Annotated in this window: 18 protein-coding genes and 4 tRNA genes; 10 read left to right on the top strand and 12 right to left on the bottom strand. The window is 66.6% G+C overall.

Going from position 1 to position 16,807, the window contains the following annotated elements; all coding sequences use genetic code 11:
* Positions 1–6: 6 nt before the first annotated feature.
* Positions 7–1,161, top strand: coding sequence for an alpha/beta hydrolase family protein (locus ACIQTX_RS12280; RefSeq protein ID WP_402972400.1), 1,155 nt, complete (start codon positions 7–9; stop codon positions 1,159–1,161).
* On the opposite strand, the gene ACIQTX_RS12275 is transcribed toward ACIQTX_RS12280, so the two are convergent.
* Positions 1,145–1,576: a SufE family protein gene (locus tag ACIQTX_RS12275; protein ID WP_028501776.1), complete on the bottom strand. Its 432-nt coding sequence runs from the start codon at positions 1,574–1,576 to the stop codon at positions 1,145–1,147. The genes ACIQTX_RS12280 and ACIQTX_RS12275 overlap by 17 nt on opposite strands.
* 19 nt (positions 1,577–1,595) lie before the next feature.
* Positions 1,596–2,489: a sulfurtransferase gene (locus ACIQTX_RS12270; RefSeq protein WP_402972397.1), complete on the bottom strand. Its 894-nt coding sequence runs from the start codon at positions 2,487–2,489 to the stop codon at positions 1,596–1,598.
* A 145-nt stretch (positions 2,490–2,634) separates the two neighbouring features.
* Between ACIQTX_RS12270 and zapE the strand changes: the two genes are divergently transcribed.
* The 3 genes from zapE (at position 2,635) to ACIQTX_RS12255 (ending at position 5,644) form a co-directional block, all read left to right on the top strand.
* Positions 2,635–3,666 carry a cell division protein ZapE gene (gene zapE / locus ACIQTX_RS12265; protein WP_402972395.1) on the top strand — a complete coding sequence of 344 codons (1,032 nt, stop codon included), beginning with the start codon at positions 2,635–2,637 and terminating at the stop codon, positions 3,664–3,666.
* 134 nt (positions 3,667–3,800) lie between these two features.
* Positions 3,801–5,039: an ammonium transporter gene (locus ACIQTX_RS12260; RefSeq protein ID WP_028501779.1), complete on the top strand. Its 1,239-nt coding sequence runs from the start codon at positions 3,801–3,803 to the stop codon at positions 5,037–5,039.
* Between the two features lie 20 nt (positions 5,040–5,059).
* On the top strand, positions 5,060–5,644 hold the full coding sequence (locus ACIQTX_RS12255) for a type II toxin-antitoxin system PemK/MazF family toxin (RefSeq protein WP_028501780.1): 585 nt from the start codon (positions 5,060–5,062) through the stop codon (positions 5,642–5,644).
* Here the strand turns inward: ACIQTX_RS12255 and ACIQTX_RS12250 are convergent.
* Positions 5,610–6,767: a DUF1611 domain-containing protein gene (locus ACIQTX_RS12250; protein ID WP_402972392.1), complete on the bottom strand. Its 1,158-nt coding sequence runs from the start codon at positions 6,765–6,767 to the stop codon at positions 5,610–5,612. The two genes, ACIQTX_RS12255 and ACIQTX_RS12250, sit on opposite strands and share 35 nt — an antisense overlap.
* A gap of 283 nt (positions 6,768–7,050) precedes the next feature.
* Between ACIQTX_RS12250 and ACIQTX_RS12245 the strand changes: the two genes are divergently transcribed.
* Positions 7,051–7,437 carry an SPW repeat protein gene (locus ACIQTX_RS12245; protein ID WP_402972390.1) on the top strand — a complete coding sequence of 129 codons (387 nt, stop codon included), beginning with the start codon at positions 7,051–7,053 and terminating at the stop codon, positions 7,435–7,437.
* Between the two features lie 64 nt (positions 7,438–7,501).
* Here ACIQTX_RS12245 and ACIQTX_RS12240 read toward each other — a convergent pair whose 3' ends face one another.
* Positions 7,502–7,948, bottom strand: a complete 447-nt coding sequence (locus ACIQTX_RS12240; RefSeq protein ID WP_402972388.1) for a GIY-YIG nuclease family protein — start codon at positions 7,946–7,948, stop codon at positions 7,502–7,504.
* Between the two features lie 95 nt (positions 7,949–8,043).
* Here ACIQTX_RS12240 and ACIQTX_RS12235 point away from each other — a divergent pair, with 95 nt between their 5' ends.
* Positions 8,044–9,123, top strand: coding sequence for a PQQ-dependent sugar dehydrogenase (locus tag ACIQTX_RS12235; protein ID WP_402972386.1), 1,080 nt, complete (start codon positions 8,044–8,046; stop codon positions 9,121–9,123).
* A 92-nt stretch (positions 9,124–9,215) separates the two neighbouring features.
* Here the strand turns inward: ACIQTX_RS12235 and ACIQTX_RS12230 are convergent.
* Positions 9,216–9,291 (bottom strand) — tRNA-Val (locus tag ACIQTX_RS12230).
* Positions 9,292–9,442: 151 nt separating this feature from the next.
* Here ACIQTX_RS12230 and ACIQTX_RS12225 point away from each other — a divergent pair.
* From ACIQTX_RS12225 to ACIQTX_RS12215, 3 genes are all read left to right on the top strand, one after another.
* Positions 9,443–9,515, top strand: a tRNA-Gly gene (locus ACIQTX_RS12225).
* A gap of 54 nt (positions 9,516–9,569) precedes the next feature.
* A tRNA-Cys gene (locus tag ACIQTX_RS12220) sits at positions 9,570–9,640 on the top strand.
* A 29-nt stretch (positions 9,641–9,669) separates the two neighbouring features.
* Positions 9,670–9,741, top strand: a tRNA-Val gene (locus tag ACIQTX_RS12215).
* Positions 9,742–9,836: 95 nt separating this feature from the next.
* Here the strand turns inward: ACIQTX_RS12215 and ACIQTX_RS12210 are convergent.
* The 5 genes from ACIQTX_RS12210 to ACIQTX_RS12190 all read right to left on the bottom strand — a co-directional run bounded on the left by ACIQTX_RS12210 (position 9,837) and on the right by ACIQTX_RS12190 (position 14,377).
* Entirely contained in the window at positions 9,837–11,063 is a 1,227-nt protein-coding gene (locus ACIQTX_RS12210; RefSeq protein WP_402972384.1) for a Dyp-type peroxidase, read from the bottom strand.
* The gene (locus tag ACIQTX_RS12205; RefSeq protein ID WP_402972382.1) at positions 11,063–11,596 is read right to left on the bottom strand and encodes a copper chaperone PCu(A)C; all 534 of its coding nucleotides are present in this window, start codon (positions 11,594–11,596) and stop codon (positions 11,063–11,065) included. The genes ACIQTX_RS12210 and ACIQTX_RS12205 overlap by 1 nt, the downstream gene beginning before the upstream one ends.
* An 11-nt stretch (positions 11,597–11,607) precedes the next feature.
* Positions 11,608–12,222 (bottom strand): copper resistance protein CopC, encoded by a 615-nt coding sequence (locus ACIQTX_RS12200; RefSeq protein ID WP_402972380.1) that lies wholly within the window; start codon positions 12,220–12,222, stop codon positions 11,608–11,610.
* A gap of 120 nt (positions 12,223–12,342) precedes the next feature.
* Positions 12,343–12,948: a hypothetical protein gene (locus ACIQTX_RS12195; RefSeq protein ID WP_402972378.1), complete on the bottom strand. Its 606-nt coding sequence runs from the start codon at positions 12,946–12,948 to the stop codon at positions 12,343–12,345.
* A 76-nt stretch (positions 12,949–13,024) separates the two neighbouring features.
* Positions 13,025–14,377, bottom strand: coding sequence for a cryptochrome/photolyase family protein (locus ACIQTX_RS12190; RefSeq protein WP_402972376.1), 1,353 nt, complete (start codon positions 14,375–14,377; stop codon positions 13,025–13,027).
* A gap of 151 nt (positions 14,378–14,528) precedes the next feature.
* On the opposite strand from ACIQTX_RS12190, the gene ACIQTX_RS12185 reads away from it, so the two are divergent.
* Positions 14,529–15,296: a GIN domain-containing protein gene (locus ACIQTX_RS12185; RefSeq protein WP_402972374.1), complete on the top strand. Its 768-nt coding sequence runs from the start codon at positions 14,529–14,531 to the stop codon at positions 15,294–15,296.
* Between the two features lie 33 nt (positions 15,297–15,329).
* Here the strand turns inward: ACIQTX_RS12185 and ACIQTX_RS12180 are convergent, their stop codons facing one another.
* A complete protein-coding gene (locus ACIQTX_RS12180; RefSeq protein WP_402972372.1) occupies positions 15,330–15,743 on the bottom strand; it encodes a hypothetical protein in 414 nt (137 codons plus the stop codon).
* Positions 15,744–15,805: 62 nt separating this feature from the next.
* The gene (locus ACIQTX_RS12175; protein ID WP_402972370.1) at positions 15,806–16,756 is read right to left on the bottom strand and encodes an alpha/beta fold hydrolase; all 951 of its coding nucleotides are present in this window, start codon (positions 16,754–16,756) and stop codon (positions 15,806–15,808) included.
* Positions 16,757–16,807: the final 51 nt, after the last annotated feature.

Here is a 16,807-nt window from a genome sequence, read left to right as displayed (position 1 = left end):
GAAGCGATGAAGAGTCTCAGGCACGCCGTTACGCTCCTTGTCCCTGCCTTGCTCGCACTCGGAGCGGGGTTCGCCTTGCTCGTGTTCGCGGTCGCCCGACGCGTCGTGACGCCCATGCGACGCGCCACCGACACCGAGATCATCGCCGTCGACACCGGCGCGCAGACGATCGAACTGCAGCGCACCCTCGACACCGAGCTGCCGGGGAGATACGGCCTCTTCACCACCGGTACCTACGGATACGTCAAGCTCGGCGCCGTTCTCAGTGCTGACGGGACGAGTGTGCGTCGCAAGCTCCTGACCCAGATCGAGCCCGGTGCTCGTGTCGATCGCGCTGCCGCATTCAGCGGGTACTACTACTCATCGCCGAGCGAGCTCCACCTGCGCTGGGAGAACCTGTTGATCGGCTCTCCCGCCGGCCCTTGTCCTGCGTGGTACTTCCCCGCAGCTTCGTCGACCTGGGTGATCCAGGTGCACGGACGGGGTGCGACCCGTGCGGAATGTCTGCGGGCAGTACCGGTGTTGCATGCCGCTGGTCTGCCCAACCTGGTCGTCTCCTATCGGAACGACGGTGAAGCTCCGCGCACCAGGGCAGGGGCATATGCGTTGGGGGCGTCGGAGTGGCGCGACGTCGATTCGGCGATCGCCTACGCGCTCCGGCATGGTGCGGAGCGGGTCATCCTGATGGGATGGTCGATGGGTGGAGCGGTCTCGCTGCAAGCCGCAGTGACCTCCGGTCACCGAGATCGAATCGCCGGGATCATCCTCGAGTCCCCGGTCGTCGACTGGCGCACCGTGCTGCGCTTCCAGGCGAGACTGGCCGGGGTGCGGGCTCCGCTGCCCGAGCTCGCGATGGGAGCTCTCCAGATGCCGCTCACCGCGCGCCTCAGTGGTGCCGACGAGCCGATCCCGTTCGACCGCCTCGACATGGTCGCGCGTGCCGATGAGCTGACCGCGCCGATCCTGATCCTGCACAGTGACGACGACGGCTTCGTGCCGGCCGACTCCTCGCACGCGCTGCAGGAGGCGCGTCCTGACCTCGTCACGATGCCGAGGTTCACGGTGGCGCGCCACACAAAGCTGTGGAACTACGACCAGACCGGGTGGACGACCGCGATCACGGACTGGCTGGATGCACAGGGCTTCAGCGCTTCTGCCTGACCTGATTCTTCGCGCGCATCAGCATCCCGGTCATGCCGCCGATGCGCAGGGGGGACACCGCCTTGGTGAGTCCGATGCTCTGCGGGTAGTCGTTCGGGATGGCGAGGACCTCGTCAGCGGTGAGTCCGGTGAGGCCCTGCACCAGGATGCTCGCGAACCCGCGGGTCGTCGGAGCCTCCGGCGGTGCGGTCGCGTGCATGGTCACGATGTCGTCGTGCACCTCGACGTGGATGTACACGGGGGACTGGCACTCCGCGACGCGCTCGTACATCTCCGGGTGGGTCGCGACCTCATCGGACACATCCGGAAGCTCGTCGGAGAACTCGAGCAGCAGGAGGAGGCGATCGGTTTCGGGGGTCTCGAGGAACCCGTCGCGGATCTCGGCGAGGGAGTCAGGAACGTCGCTAGTGCTCATCCCTGTCATTGTCACATGTTCAGAGCGCGCCGGGCTCCGAACCGGTGACGATCGGCACGCGTACCGCGCTGCCCCACTCGGTCCAGGACCCGTCGTAGTTGCGCACGTTCTCGAAGCCGAGGAGGTGCTTGAGTACGAACCAGGTGTGGCTCGAGCGTTCCCCGATGCGGCAGTACGCCACGACGTCGTCTCCGTCGTTCAGACCGGCGCCTTCTCGGTAGATCGCATCGAGTTCGGCACGACTGCGGAAGCCTCCGTCTTCGGCGACGGCCTTCGCCCACGGCACACTCTGCGCGGTGGGGATGTGACCGGCGCGCAGAGTCCCTTCCTCGGGGTATGCGGGCGCCGTGGTGCGCTCACCGCTGTATTCCTCAGGGGAGCGCACGTCGATGAGCGGGCTGCCGATGTGCGCCAGGACGTCTTCCTTATATGCGCGGATCACCGAGTCGTCTCGCTCGACGATCGGATACTCGGTCGCCGGGCGGTTCGCCGGCTCCCGGGTCAGCTCACGGCCCTCGGCGATCCAGCGGTCGCGACCGCCGTCGAGCAGTCGGACGTCTTCGTGGCCGAAGAGGGAGAACACCCACAGGGCGTAGGCGGCCCACCAGTTGTTCTTGTCGCCGTAGATGACGACCGTGTCGTCGCGTGAGATGCCCTTGCGGCTGAGCAGCTCGGCGAAGCCCTCGCCATCGACGTAGTCGCGCACGACGGGATCGTTGAGCTCGGTGTGCCAGTCGACCTTCACCGCACCCGGGATGTGGCCCGTCTCGTAGAGCAGTACGTCCTCGTCGGATTCGACCACCACGAGGCCTGGGGCGCCCAGCCGTTCGGCGAGCCACTCGGTGGTCACGAGACGGCCGGGTTCGGCGTACTCGGCGAACTTGGGGGAGGAGGAATCGAACTCGATGGCCATGGGATCTCCGAAGCGTTGAGCGGATGAGGGCGCGGGTGCGGACGGCGTAGTGTTGATCCGTCCCTTCGACGATAGATCCCCGCCGAGCACCCTGCGCCCGATTCGTAAGACTTCGACACAGGCGAGCACCCGATTCAGGACCGTGATGACCGACACGACCAGCCGAACCGTGCACCTCACCGAGCGTCAGCCGACCGTCACCGGACCAGAGATGCTGGCGAGCATGGTGCCGCCGCCCCAGTTCGACACGGCGACGTTCGACAGCTACCGCGCTGATCCCGCCTATCCCTCACAAGAGGAGGCGAAGGAGACGCTGATGCGTTTCGCCGGGCGCGGTGCCCCCGTGAAGCGCGGCGGCCTGTTCAGCCGTGCCAAGAAGGAACCTGAGCTCAAGCCGGGCGTCTACCTGGACGGTGGGTTCGGCGTCGGCAAGACCCACCTGCTCGCCTCGATCTACCATGCGATGCCCGCACGTCGGAAGTACTTCGGCTCGTTCATCGAGTACACCGCGCTCGTCGGCGCACTCGGGTACAAGAACACCGTCGACCTACTCAAGGGTGCCGACCTGCTGTGCATCGATGAGTTCGAGCTCGATGATCCGGGCGACACGATGGTGATGACCAGGCTCCTGGGCGAGCTCGTCCCGACCGGCACCCGGCTCGCCGCGACATCGAACACCCCGCCGAACGCCCTCGGCGAGGGGCGCTTCGCCGCGCAGGACTTCCTCCGTGAGATCCATGCCATGTCCGACAGCTTCCAGACCCTGCGCATCGACGGCGTCGACTTCCGCCAGCGCGCCCTCGACGGACACGCCGTCGTGCTCGACGACGCTGCCTATAAGGCCGCCATCTCGACCGTCAGAGCAGAGGGCGCAGTTTCTGACGACCTGTTCGACGAGCTGATCCGTCATCTCGCCCAGGTGCACCCCTCCCGCTACATTCGGCTCATCGACGGCGTCGGTGGCGTCGGCCTGCGCGACGTGCGCCAGCTCACGGATCAGTCCGAGGCGCTGCGTTTCGTCGCGTTCATCGACCGGGTGTACGACGCGCAGATTCCGATCATCGCCACCGGACTCGGCCTCGACTCGGTCTTCTCCGACGAGATGCTCGCCGGCGGTTACCGCAAGAAGTACCTGCGCGCCATCTCTCGGCTCAATGCGCTGACACATTCTGCGTAAGCCCGCAGACTCGCGTAACGCGATGTTCACAGGCGGAGCCGCGCTGTAACCGCGGGGAAACAAACCTCACGCATTGACGAAACCGCAGGTCGTCACACTGAAGCTCTCAATTACTTCGGATGTGAGGTTTTCCTATGGATGCTCCCGGCAACATCTCGTGGGCGATCACCGCGACAGCGTTGGTTCTGCTCATGACGCCCGGCGTCGCCTTCTTCTATGGCGGTCTCGTCAAGGCGAAGAGCGTCGTCAGCATGATGATGATGAGCTTCGGCTCCATCGGACTCGTCGCCGTGCTGTGGATTCTCTTCGGCTTCTCGATGAGCGCCGTCGACAGCCCGACCGCCTTCGCAGGCAACCCGTTCGCCGACTTCGGCCTCTCGAGCCTCGCCGAGGGTGAAGGGTCGAACGTGGCGCTCCTGGGTGTCGCCTACGGCGCCACCTTCGCGATCATCACCGTCGCGCTGATCTCCGGGGCGATCGCCGACCGCGCCAAGTTCGGCAGCTGGCTGATCTTCGCGGGCATCTTCGCCACCGTCGGCTACTTCCCGGTCGCCGCCTGGGTCTGGGGTGGTGGCTGGATCATGAATCTCGGCACCACGCTCTTCGGTGAGGACAGCGGTATCGGCGTCATCGACTACGCCGGTGGTACCGCGGTACACATCAACGCGGGTGCTGCCGCACTCGCCCTCGCTCTGGTCCTCGGCAAGCGCATCGGATTCCAGAAGGGCATCCTCAAGCCGCACAACGTGCCGCTGACCCTGCTCGGCGCCGCATTGCTGTGGTTCGGGTGGTTCGGCTTCAACGCCGGTGCGGAGTGGCTGTCCGAGGACATGGGCGGTGTCGGCCTCATCGGTCTGAACACGCTGGGTGCGACGGCTGCGGCCATCCTCGGCTGGATCCTGATCGAGAAGATCAAGGACGGCAAGCCCACCTCGGTCGGTGCCGCTTCCGGTGCCGTTGCCGGTCTCGTCGCCATCACCCCGGCGTGCGCCAACCTCACGCCCGGTTGGTCGCTGCTGCTCGGCGCCCTCGCCGGTGTCGTCTGTGCCCTCGCCGTCGAGGTGAAGTTCCGCCTCGGGTTCGACGACTCGCTCGACGTGGTCGGTATCCACCTCGTCGGTGGCCTCATCGGCACGCTGTACCTCGGCCTCTTCGCCACCGGCACCGGACTGTTCGTCGGTGGCGACGCTCGCCAGCTCGCGGTGCAGGTGATCGCCGCATTCGGTGTTCTGATCTACTCCTTCGTCGTAGCCTTCATCATCGGTTTCGCGATCGAGAAGACGATCGGCTTCCGCATCACGAACGAGGACGAGATCGCCGGTGTCGACTCGGTCGTGCACGGCGAGGAGGGCTACGCGCTCGCAGACGCCTGATCTGCGGTTAGGGTGACCGTGTGAGCAAGACCAACGGCATCCTGACGACACTCGTGGAGATCCTGCTCAAGGCGGTGGGATCCGGCCGGGCGTCTCGGACATCAGATCCGAGGCGCCCGGACGCGCGTCTGCGGCCATCAGCACAGCCCTCGGCCCCGGCATCTCCTGGAACGGATCCCGGACGTGTGCGCGGAACCGAGACCGTCCGCATCGATCCAGACCGGATCAAAGGGCTTCAGGTCGCGTACGCGCCACAGCGTGACGGCGCCCCGGATGCCGGCGAGATCGTCTGGACCTGGGTGCCGTACGAGGAGAACGACGGGCGTGGCAAAGACCGTCCGGTGCTCGTGATCGGCCGGGAGTCCGCGGAGCGGGTCTATGCGGTGCGGATGACGAGCAAACCGCACGACGGCGAGCGTGACTACCTCTCCATCGGCGCCGGTGCCTGGGATTCCCAGGGACGGGAATCCTGGATCGATGTCGAGCAGCTGTACAGCGTGCACGAGCGAGGACTGCGGCGGGAGGCCGCCGTCCTCGATCGGGGGCGCTACGACCGCGTCGGAGCCGCTCTCACGCGGCGCTACGGGTGGTCCGTCGCGGGCTGAGGGCGGGGAACGCCTGCAGCACCATCTCCACGAGTTCGGACAGCGGTCGGGTGAGCGGATCGGTCGCAGGAAGCCCCGTGTCGAGTTCGATCTCATCGATCGCCGCGGCCAGCTGCGCCTTCGAGAGGTTCTCGTGGTTGACCGTGACACCGATCACCCGGGTGTCGGCGAACGCCTCGATCAGGGCGATCTCGCTGGTCACCGTGGGCATCGCCACCATGGGGAAGTCGCCGAGGACCTTCCGGCCCGGAGCATGCTGCACGATGACACCGGCGGGCTGGCTGCCGCGAAGGATGTGGGCGGAGGTGATGTAGGCGGGGTGGCTGAGCGCCCCCTGACCCTCGACGATGATCACGTCGGGGTTCTCGCCCTCGAACGCGGCGACGACCTGGTTCTCGACCTCGCCGGAGCAGAACTGCGGCACGAGGGCATCGAGTGCGACGCCGTAGCGGCCACCCTGGATGATCGTCGTCTGTCCGGTGCCGACCATGACCGCGTGGATGCCCTGCTCGTTGAGCGCACGTACGAGGATCGTAGCGGTGGTGCGCTTGCCGATTGCTCCATCGGTTCCGAGGATCGTGATGCGCGGGCAGGTCACATCGAAGATGCGGCCCGAGAACAGGTGGAGGTCCTTCTTGTCGCGAGGACGACGGATGTCGGTGATGGTGACCTCGGAGAGGAGGGCAGCGGCGACGAATTCGGCGTCGTCCGTGAGGAACTCATGCAGACCGTTGATGATGTGCATGCCCCGAGCGATCCCGTCGAGCAGCACGGTGCGCTGACCGGATGAGAGCAGCCCGTCGGCCGGTGCCACTCCGCAGATCAGGTAGTCCGGTACGTGCCCCGCATGGGCGATAGCGGTGGCGAGACCATTCAGGATCGGGATGCCGTTCGCCTCCCCGTCGAGCACCATCCCCGCGTCGGCGCCGGCATGGGTGCTGTCGATGACGCTGAGGATGTCGTACTTCTCGGAGTGGCGGACGAGTCCGTTCGCGGTCTTGCCGTCCTGCTCGCCGAACTGGCCTTCGCAGTAGACGATCGCCGACGTACCGACCGGCAGGGCGATAGGGGCAGCCCACGCGTGCGCAGGGTCGCTGAAAGAGGGAACTGACGGGGTGGGCATGACGCTCCTCGGGCTCACACAGAGGAGGCGACGGAGAACGAAATGACCGGTGAGGCCCGTTGGTCGACAAGAAGTCTTCCCTGATGCCGGCAAGATACCGGCATGCTCACCGTAGCAGCGCTGCCTGGGACCGGGCCGCGAGTATGTGGCGGCCAATCCACAGCGCATACCCCCCCCGCGAACCTGGCGATATCGACCCGAGACCGGAGAGGTGCAATCCGATCTGACACGGGCTTCGAACCAGTGGTGAGTCGCGAACAGCGGCGCCACACAAGGAGGAATCATGCGTTTCATCCCCACCAAGGTCCACGGAGCCCTCGACTACATCGTCGGTATCGCGTTGATCGCCGCGCCCTGGCTGTTCGGTTTCGCGAACGTGGGCGGAGCAGCTGTCATCATCCCGATCGTGCTCGGCGTCGGGCTCATCGTCTACAGCCTGTTCACCAAGTACGAATGGGGCCCCTTCGGCTTCATCCCGATGCCTGTCCACCTGGTGTTCGACATCGTCGCCAGCTTGTTCCTCGCTCTTTCACCGTGGATCTTCGGCTTCTCGGGCGAAGCGCTCAACGTCTGGCTCCCGCACGTCGTCGTCGGTGTCGCCGTGATCCTCGTCGTGCTGTTCTCGCAGCCGCAGCCGGCGACCACTCGGGGTCGTGCCGCCACGGCGTGACCTCTTCGCAGACGCGATGCCGGGCGACTGGACTTCCCGAAGCAGTCACCCGGCATCGTCACGTTCATGCGTCGGATGAAGCGCCATCGAGGCCGCGCAAAGCGCGGCTGAGCCAGCGCGCGTAGAGCAGCCAGGGGTCGCCCTCCTCGCGGAGGGCGCTCACGTGCGTGTGCAACTCGTTCGTGTACGTGAACCACTCGCCGCCTTCGCGGATTCCGGCGAACTCCCGGTGACGCTGTTGCTCGACCGCTCGACCGCCGCGTTCGAAGGCGAGGAGCTCGTCGTGCCGGATCGCGACCAGTCGCTGCCTGGGCCGTCTGCTGGTGCCGATCTTCACGCGCTTGTCGAAGCGGATGTAGTAGACCACATCGACGCGGGGGAGCGGAAGGTCGGGGTCGGGTGCGTCACCGTAGCGCCAATCGCACGCTGCGCAGATCCACACCCCATCGGTGTGGATGCCCTGAACACCCCCGCAGAGGGAGCAGGGGCCCGGGAGGGTGCGTTTCGACACGACTGCAGGCTACGCGCGACCTCGGACACCTTCGTCTCTTCTCCGGACCGGCTCGCGCGCCTAGTGTCGAAGGCAGGACGAAGGGAGCGGCGCTGATGACGACCTCGGGGGGCTTCGGTACTTGGTCCGTCCTGTCGGCGGCCTCGATCGTGTTGGTGGCATGCGCTCCGACGTCACAGGCGTCGCCCTCCCCGATGTTGCCCTCGGGCGCCGGCGCTGTTCCGCCGGGAGAGGAGAGCATCCTCGTCGAGGATCTGGCTGTTCCCTGGTCCATTGCCTTCTATGAGGGGACGGCGCTGATCAGCGAGCGCGACGCCGCCCGCATCGTGGAGGTGACGGACGACGGTGAGGTCCGAGAGATCGCAGTGATCGACGGCGTGGAACCGCGCGGTGAGGGCGGGCTGCTGGGCATCGCGGTCCAAGACGGTCGGTTGTACGCGTACTCGACGGCGGAAGACGAGAACAGGGTGCAGCGTTTCGACCTGTCCGGGTCTCCCGGCGCACTCGAGCTCGGAGAGCCCGAGACGATCCTCTCGGGGATGGCCGCTGCGACGAATCACAACGGAGGCCGTATCGCGTTCGGTCCCGACGGCATGTTGTATGTAACCGTCGGCGATGCGGGAGACCGCGAGAGCGCTCAGGACCTGACGTCGCTGTCGGGCAAGATCCTCCGCCTCACGCCGGATGGCGATGTGCCAGAGGACAACCCCTTCGACGGCTCGCCGGTCTTCAGCGTCGGCCACCGCAACCCGCAGGGTCTTGCGTGGGACGAAGACGGCACCCTGTATGCGAGCGAGTTCGGGCAGGACACCTGGGACGAGCTGAACGTGATCGAACCCGGTGGGAACTACGGCTGGCCGGAGGTGGAAGGCATCGCCGACCGGGACGGCTTCCTCGACCCGGTGCAGCAGTGGGCTCCTGATGTCGCAAGTCCCAGCGGCATCGCGATCGCTTCGGAGTCTCTCTTCGTCGCGAATCTCCGTGGCGAGAGGCTGCGAGAGGTGCCTCTGGATGACCTCGCAACGTCCGCCGAGTACTTCGTCGGTGCGTTCGGCAGGCTTCGCGACGTGGCAGTCGCCCCGGATGGCGCCCTGTGGGTGCTCACCAACAACACCGACGGTCGCGGCGATCCCGTGGACGGCGACGACCGAGTCCTGCGCGTTCCGCTCGAGTGATCCTCGACCGCCCGGAGGGCGCAAGCTCCCTCTCGGGCGTTCTTCGCCCCGGCCCGAAAACAGAAGAACCCCCGAATGGATCGGAGGTTCTGTGGTGGGCGATACCGGACTCGAACCGATGACCTCTTCCGTGTGAAGGAAGCGCGCTACCAACTGCGCCAATCGCCCATACCTGCGGGGTACGTCAACCGATACTACCCGACGCTCAGAGGCCGTGTGGACCACCCAGGGAGACACGCGCGAGATTCGCTGCCGGTTTGGCAGGTCGCAGATCTTCGGCTAATGTTTCATGAGTGCCCGGGACAACCGGGAACGAAATGCGGATGTAGCGCAGTTGGTAGCGCACAACCTTGCCAAGGTTGGGGTCGCGAGTTCGAGTCTCGTCATCCGCTCGAGTGAAGTAGGTCTTCTTCGGAAGATCTGCAGCACGTGGGGTCAATCCACACGGTGGCGTGGCCGAGCGGCTAGGCACCGGCCTGCAAAGCCGTTTACACGGGTTCGAATCCCGTCGCCACCTCACTGGAAAACTTAATAAGCCCCAAACGGGCGCGATTGGCGCAGCGGTAGCGCGCTTCCCTGACACGGAAGAGGTCACTGGTTCGATCCCAGTATCGCGCACAGACAAACCCCCGGTTCTCCGGGGGTTATTTCGTGTCCGGAGGCGCGCCGGCGATGGCTGCGTGCCCGGGCGATCCCGGGCACGCAGCCTCCGCTCAGACCAGGAGCGTGTCTCCGATGAAGCCGCCTTCCGTGCACCCGGGTGGGACAGCGAACACTGCGGAACCGATCGGGACCGTCCACTCGTTGAGAAGGTCGAGCTCGTCGAGCCGTCGCTGCATCGGGATGAACTGCCGCTCGATATCGGCTTGGAAGGAGACGAAGATCAACCCCGACTCCGAGACTTCGGCGCCGACCGGTCTCTCGTCGTAGTTGTACGCACGCCGGAAGATGCGTTCCTCGCCGTCGCCACGGGCACGCCGGATGTGCGCGAACTGGGGGATGACTGGGAAGCCGATTGACGTCTTGGCCTCGAAGTCGGGCTCGTCGAACTCGTCCGTGCCGGTCAGCGGGGCACCGTTGGCCAGGGTCCTGCCCACGGATGCGTCGCGCCCGCCCCGGTCGAGCCGGTCCCACTTGTCGAGGTCCATGCGGATGCGGCGGACCACGATCCCGGTCCCGCCGGCGAGCCATCCTTCGTCGCTCCAGACGACCCGATCGAAGTCGGCCGTGCCCGGTTCCGGGTTGGTCGTGCCGTCGACCTGCCCGAACAGATTGCGCATCGTGGTTCCAGGGCGTTCGGTCCCATAAGCACGCCGGAAGCCCTGCTGGGACCAGCGGACGCTCGCGAAACCCCTGGCATCCTTCAGCAGCATCCGGGCCGCATGAGCGACGGTCAGCGGATCGTCGGCTGCGATCTGCATCAGAAGGTCCCCGTCGGAGAATTCAGGGCGCAGCTGATCCACTCCGAAAGCGGGAAGGGGAGCGAGCCAAGCCGGCCCGGTCGCGGTGGCCCGAGTGATGAAGCCGGGGCCGAATCCGAAGGTGATCGTCAGTCGTGCCGGTGACAGTGCGAGTTCCGGCTCGGAGTCGGCGAGGGCCGGGAGGCCCTGGGTGAGTCGCGCCGCATCGTCGGTCAGCAGGCGCATCAGGCGGACGAGGCCGTCGCGATCGACCTCATCGCGAAGATCCAGGCTGAGGAAGACGCCGTTGGCCTGCGCCGCGGTGTCGACACCCGCCTGGTGCACGCCGAAGAAGGGGACGCTGCGTTCACCGTTCATCGGAGGGGAGACCGGCTTCGCGCCGCTCTCCTGGGAGTTCAGGGCGAGATCCACTCCCACGGCCGCGACCGCGCCGACGCCGGCGACAGCTCCTCCGAGGAGGAACTGTCGCCGAGTCGACCCGGCACGTCGGGAGCGGGCGCCCTCAGCGGGCGCCGACATCACTGCCCCGAGCCGTCTTTCTCATCGCCGCTTTCGTAGTTCTCGTTCGCGCCCGAGTAGTCCTTGACAGGAGCTGAGAACTCGTAGGTGGAGTCGTCCGAGAAGGCGAGCGTGAAGCTGACGTCGCTACCGGCCGTGAGCGGGCCGGTCAGCTCCATCATCATGATGTGGTTCGCGCCAGGCTCGAGTGCGAGCTCTCCGTCAGCAGGGATGACGAACCCGCCGTCCTTCTCGCGCATCACCATCTCGCCTGACTCGTTCTCGACCGTCTCGTGCAGCTCGAGCATGGTCGACGCATCCGAGGTGACGGAGACGACGGTCACGTCGTCTCCGCTGCTGTTGACGAGCGTTCCGAATCCGGCGGACATACCTTCTTCGGCTGACTTCACCCAGGCGTCCTCGATCGTGACGACATCGCCTGCCGGGCGCGTCTTCGATTCGGCTGGCGTGCTCTCCGGTGTGCATCCGGTCAGCGCGAGCACGGAGACCGCGATCACGGCCGCGAGGCGGGGGAGAGTTCTGGTGGTGTTCACAATGGTGCCTTTCACAGGTCATCTGCCGCGGAGCCGCCGGCTTCCGGCGGTGCGGCTGCCGTCCGAGGACGGCGAAGGAAACGAACGAGCACGAGGACGAGGACGGCTACGGCCGCCCCGCCTGCGCCGATGAGCAGCACCCTGAGGGCGCCACCCGACTCTGCGGTCTGATCGGGCTGTTCTGTGGATGCTGAGGGGGTTTCCGGCGTGCCACCGGTCGTCGCCATCTCCATCGGTGCGGCGTCGCCCACCGTGAAGGGGACGACACCGGCGATCGGATGGCCGTCCTCTGACACGACCTGCCAGCGCACCTGGTAGCCGGCGGTCGGCATCCCTGGTGCGAGCGCGGCGGTGACTGTGCGTCCTTCCACCGTGACGTCTCCGGCGACCCAGTCCTTTCCCGACTCGTCGACGACCAGGACGACGGCGCCGGTCAACGATTCATCGAGTACCAGGAGCTCACCCGAGAACGTCATCGTGATGCTCTCCGGTGGAGTCGCCAGCTGTTCGTCTGTGGCGGGTGTGCTGGAGATCAGCTGGTCATGGGCCGACGCGGGTGCTGCGATCGCGAGTGTCGCGATCGCCGCCAACGTCAGCCCGGCCGCGATCCTGCGGACAGGGGACATGGGAATGGCCTCTCATCAGACGTCGCGCGAGCGACGTGCATGCATGCGTTCAGAACCCGCGCACATCGGATGTGCGCGGCAGGACGCACCACGGAGCCGTGAATCGGCCCAGGGTGCGGATCAGATCGCAGCGGAGAGAGGCGGTGCTCGACCACGAAGGGTCGCGAGGAGAACGAGGTCGACGACGCGTGCGATATCGAAGCGATCGCGGAGACGGGCAGCGACGCGAAGTACGGGGAGGATCAGCGCATGATCGACGCGACGACGCAACCACTGCACCAGCTGGACTGCGAGGTCGCGCACCAGGAGGATCAGGCGTTCGCCCCGGTGCAGGGCGGCAACCGTCAGCAGGGCGGCGAGCGCGTGTCCGAGCCACATGGACGCGTCAGCGGTGACGGCTTCAGGGATGCCCGTCGTCGGAGGCAGCACGAGCGGCGCTCCGTGCACGTGCGGTGTCGAGACAGCGGACGGTGTGATGGTGCCGAGCACGAAGAGCGTGTGGAACAGGAACTGGCTCACCGCGACGGAGATGCCGAGTCTGACCAGAGACAGTGAGCGTCCTGCGAGCAGCACGCAGATCATGAACGAGAAGACCCACGGCACGAGGATGCCGAGCGGGCCGGGCATCTGCCCTCCACCCGAGACGTGGCCTGCGAGTGCGACGAAGATCGCCAGCGACGAGGCAGCGAAGCCGCGGACGACGGCTGGCTTCCTGGACTCGGTCACGCGTCCAGTCTGGCATGAACGTTGCGCCGGGCCCGTCGAGTCGGTGTGCGCATCAGCTCGACCAGACGGTGTTCGGTCAAGCGTGCCGAGCGCCGGCCGCGCCCTTGACGACGTCGTATGCGGCGAGCGCGGCCTTCCTCGTCTCGCCGAGATCGATGATCGGCTGCGTCGGCGCTTCGGACGCCCACTGCGAGATGTAGATGCTCTGCGGATCGAACTTCTTCGCCTGGAGCTCCGGGTTGAACACGCGGAAGTACGGTGCGGCGTCGGCACCGGAGCCCGCGACCCACTGCCAGTTGAAGGGGTTGTTCGCTTCGTCGGCGTCGACCAGCGTGTCCCAGAACCACTCTTCGCCGAGTCGCCAGTCGATGAGCAGGTTCTTCACGAGGAAGGACGCCACGACCATCCGCACGCGGTTGTGCATGTAGCCCGTACGCCAGAGCTCTCGCATCCCCGCATCCACGAGCGGCACTCCGGTCTCGCCGTGCTGCCACGCCTCCAGGTGCGTGGGGTCGAGAGGTGGCCAGGGGAAGGCATCGAACTCCGGACGGAGGTTCTTCGTCGCCAGCTCAGGCGCTCGGTAGAGGGTGTGCCAGGCGAACTCGCGCCACCCGAGCTCGGAGAGGAATCCTCCCGCACCGTCGACCCCGACCGACTCGTGCCAGACCGTGAAAGGGCTGATCTCGCCCCAGCGGAGCCGCGGCGACAACAGCGAGGTGGCTCCGGCGGCGGGTTCATCCCGTGCACGGTCGTAGGAGGGGAGGTCGTTCTCGAGGAACTCCTTCAACCTGCGACGCGCCGCGGGCTCACCGGGTTCCCACATCTCCCTCAGTCCGTCTGCCCAGTCGGGCGTCGTCGGCAGGAGGCGCCAGTCGTCCAGTGTCTCAGATGCGGGTGGTTCTGACAGGCCGGGAATCGCGCTCGGCTCGGGCAGCGGCGTCCGCGGGGCGGGAAGGGCGAGGCAGGCGCGCCAGAACGGTGTGAAAACCGAGTAGTGGGTGCCGGTTCCGGTCGTCACGGTCCACGGCTCGTGCAGCAGAGATGCTGCGAAGGAGGTGACCGTCACTCCTTCGGCGCGGAGGGCCGTCTTGATCCCGGTGTCCACCGAACGCTCGGGGCCGCCGTAGCGGCGGTTCCAAAACACGGCACCTGCTCCCGTCTCCGCCACGACTCCTCGCACGACGGCGTCAGCGGGACCACGACGCAGGATCAGTTGCGTGCCTCGCTCCCTGAGTCGCTCGCCGAGTGACGAGAGGGAATGATGCAGCCACCAGCGTGCTGCGGCTCCGAGCGGCCGGACCCCGGGGGATTCCTCGTCGAGCACGAACACTGCGACGACGGGCTCTCCGCGATCGATGGCGGCGAGGAGCGCCGGGTTGTCCGCGATGCGGAGATCGTCACGGAACCAGACGAGTGAAGGCGAGGACATCGACCCATTCTCGCCGACCGCCCGCGGTTGCCGAGGTCTGCGTATCGAATGGCGTCTTTCTGCGAGGCGCGCAGGAGATCACACTGCGGTAGGGGCCGGTCGATACCCGCGTAGCTGTCGATCGCTCGCGTCGAAACCTACGCTCGTTCACATGTGGACACGTGGTGTTGCTCTCGTCGCCGGACTGATCCTTGTCGGCGGGAGCCTGGGCGGATGCGCCGCTCTCGAGCCGGGGCCGAGGACGACCGAACAGATGCCCATCGAAGACGTCGGCGTCGTCGAGCTCGCGACGGGAGGGTCGCTGAACATCACGCTGGGCACGACCCCGTCACTGAGCATCGCCGCGGGCGAGAAAGTCATCGATCATCTGACCGCCGACCTCGAATCAGGAGTCCTCCGGCTGGGGGTCCGCGACGAGTCGATCGAGTATGTGGGGGAGATCCGCTACGAGCTGGTGATCTCCGCCCTCTCCTCGATCACGGTTCTGGGGTCCGGCGACGCAGCGGTCGATTTCACCGGGACGCCCGCCCCGTCGATCGTCGTGCGGGGTTCCGGTGGCGTCGAGGCGGTCGGGGTCGACGCGCAGACGGTGTCGTTGACCGTCGCCGGCTCCGGCTCGATCGACGTCTCGGATATGAAGGCGCAGCAGTTGACAGCGCGGATCGACGGATCGGGTGGTGTGCGAATCGACGGCACCGTCGCCGATCAGGACGTCGAGCTCCGCGGCCCTGGCGAGTACTCCGCCTCAGACCTGTCGACCGTCGACGCCCGAGTGGCCGTGCGCGGCGACGGCGAGGCATCCATCGCCGTATCCGGAGCACTCGACGCTGATGTCGACGGCAGCGGCGAGATCATCTACGCCGGTGACCCGCGCGTGACCGAGGACGTCACTGGCTCTGGTGAGGTGAACCGCCGCTGACCGGCGCCCCGCCAGGCCGAGAGTGTCGAGAGCTCAGCGGCGACGGGCGCCGCTGCGCTGCGTGGGACCCTCGTCGGTGGACCACAGCGCCCAGGCGACGAGCAGTGGCTGTAGGAAGAGTCGTCCGAGCCGCCTGGCATCGGTGTCGAGCCCGGGAGTGGAGCGGCGGGTGCGCCACTGATGGATGTTCCCGGGAAGCACCGCCACGAAGAACGCCGCCGTCGCCCAGCCGATCCGTCGACGCTCCTTCGGCAGTGCCACCAGTCCCGCGGCGAGCGCGATCTCGGCAGCACCGGAGGCGATCACGATCGCGTTCTTGTCGAGCTTGGTGAGCCGGGTCGCCCAGTCGGGGACCACGACGCGAAAGCCGCGGGTGCTCACGAAGTGGGTGACGCCGACGGCACCGAGGGTGATGGCGAGGATCCAGCGTGCGACGGCTCTGCTCATCCGCTCACGCTACATGCCGCGCCCCGGAACGCGGTCGCGCCCCGGGGCATCGCGGGCGATGGTCAGTCGCCCGTGACCTGGCGAGCCTGCTCCCACGCGCGGAAGTCATCCGCGATCTCGGGGGAGTGCGTGTGGTGGAGGTAGTGCTCTCCGTCGACAGACACGACCGTTCCATCTGCGACAGCTGCCGCCTGGGTCTCATGAAGGGCGAGCCAGTCGGGGTTCTTCGCGTTGTCGGCCTCCACGAAGAGGAGGAGCGGCAGATCCTCCGGGAAGACTGAGCCGAGTGCGTCGGCGAAGTTGATGCGGATGTGTGACATCTCATCCAGGTAGGTCGGCGTGAGGGAGTTCCGGTTGCTGAGCAGGGCCATCTGCTCGCGCGCGTCTACCGAGTACGCCGACAGACTGTCGTCGTCACCACCGAAGGCCGTCAGCAGTCGGACGAGGCCGAGGTTCTTGGCGACGGCCATCAGATCGGTCGGGAACACCGTGTCCATGTTCGGCTGGCCGGGCACACTGGTGTCGATCCCGACGAAGGCGGTGACCTCATCCGGATAACGGTGCGCGAACTCGATGCCGTAGATACCCGCGATGGAGTGCCCCATCAGAACGTAGGAGTGCACATCGAGAGCCTGGAGCGCCTCATGCACCTCGGTCACGATGTTCTCTGTGGTCCGTGGCCGATCGGTGCTCTCGCTCAGGCCGTAGCCGAACGGTTCGACCACGATCACGCGATGATCCTGCGCGAGATCGTCGACCAGCGGCCCGAAGTCGAGAACCGGTGATGCCGTGCCGAATCCGGGAAGCAGCACGATGGTCTCCGCCCCTTCGCCCGCGATCTGGACGTTCATCTCACGCCCGTCGACCGTCACAGTCTCTCCGTAGGGGACGATCCGATCCGCTTCTGCGTTGGTTGCCACGGCGTTGACGATCGTCGTGGCAGCCAGCCCCACCGCCACCACGGCGCCGATGGCCGTCACGGTGATCAGTGCCCTCTTCGCGAACTTCTTCATGGAAACCTCTCCGGAGGCACGCGGTGCGCCTCTGGACTCCAGCGTTTCGCG

Source organism: Microbacterium sp. NPDC090281 (assembly GCF_044769635.1).
GTDB lineage: Bacteria > Actinomycetota > Actinomycetes > Actinomycetales > Microbacteriaceae > Microbacterium.
This window is presented reverse-complemented; position numbering and strand designations above follow the sequence as displayed.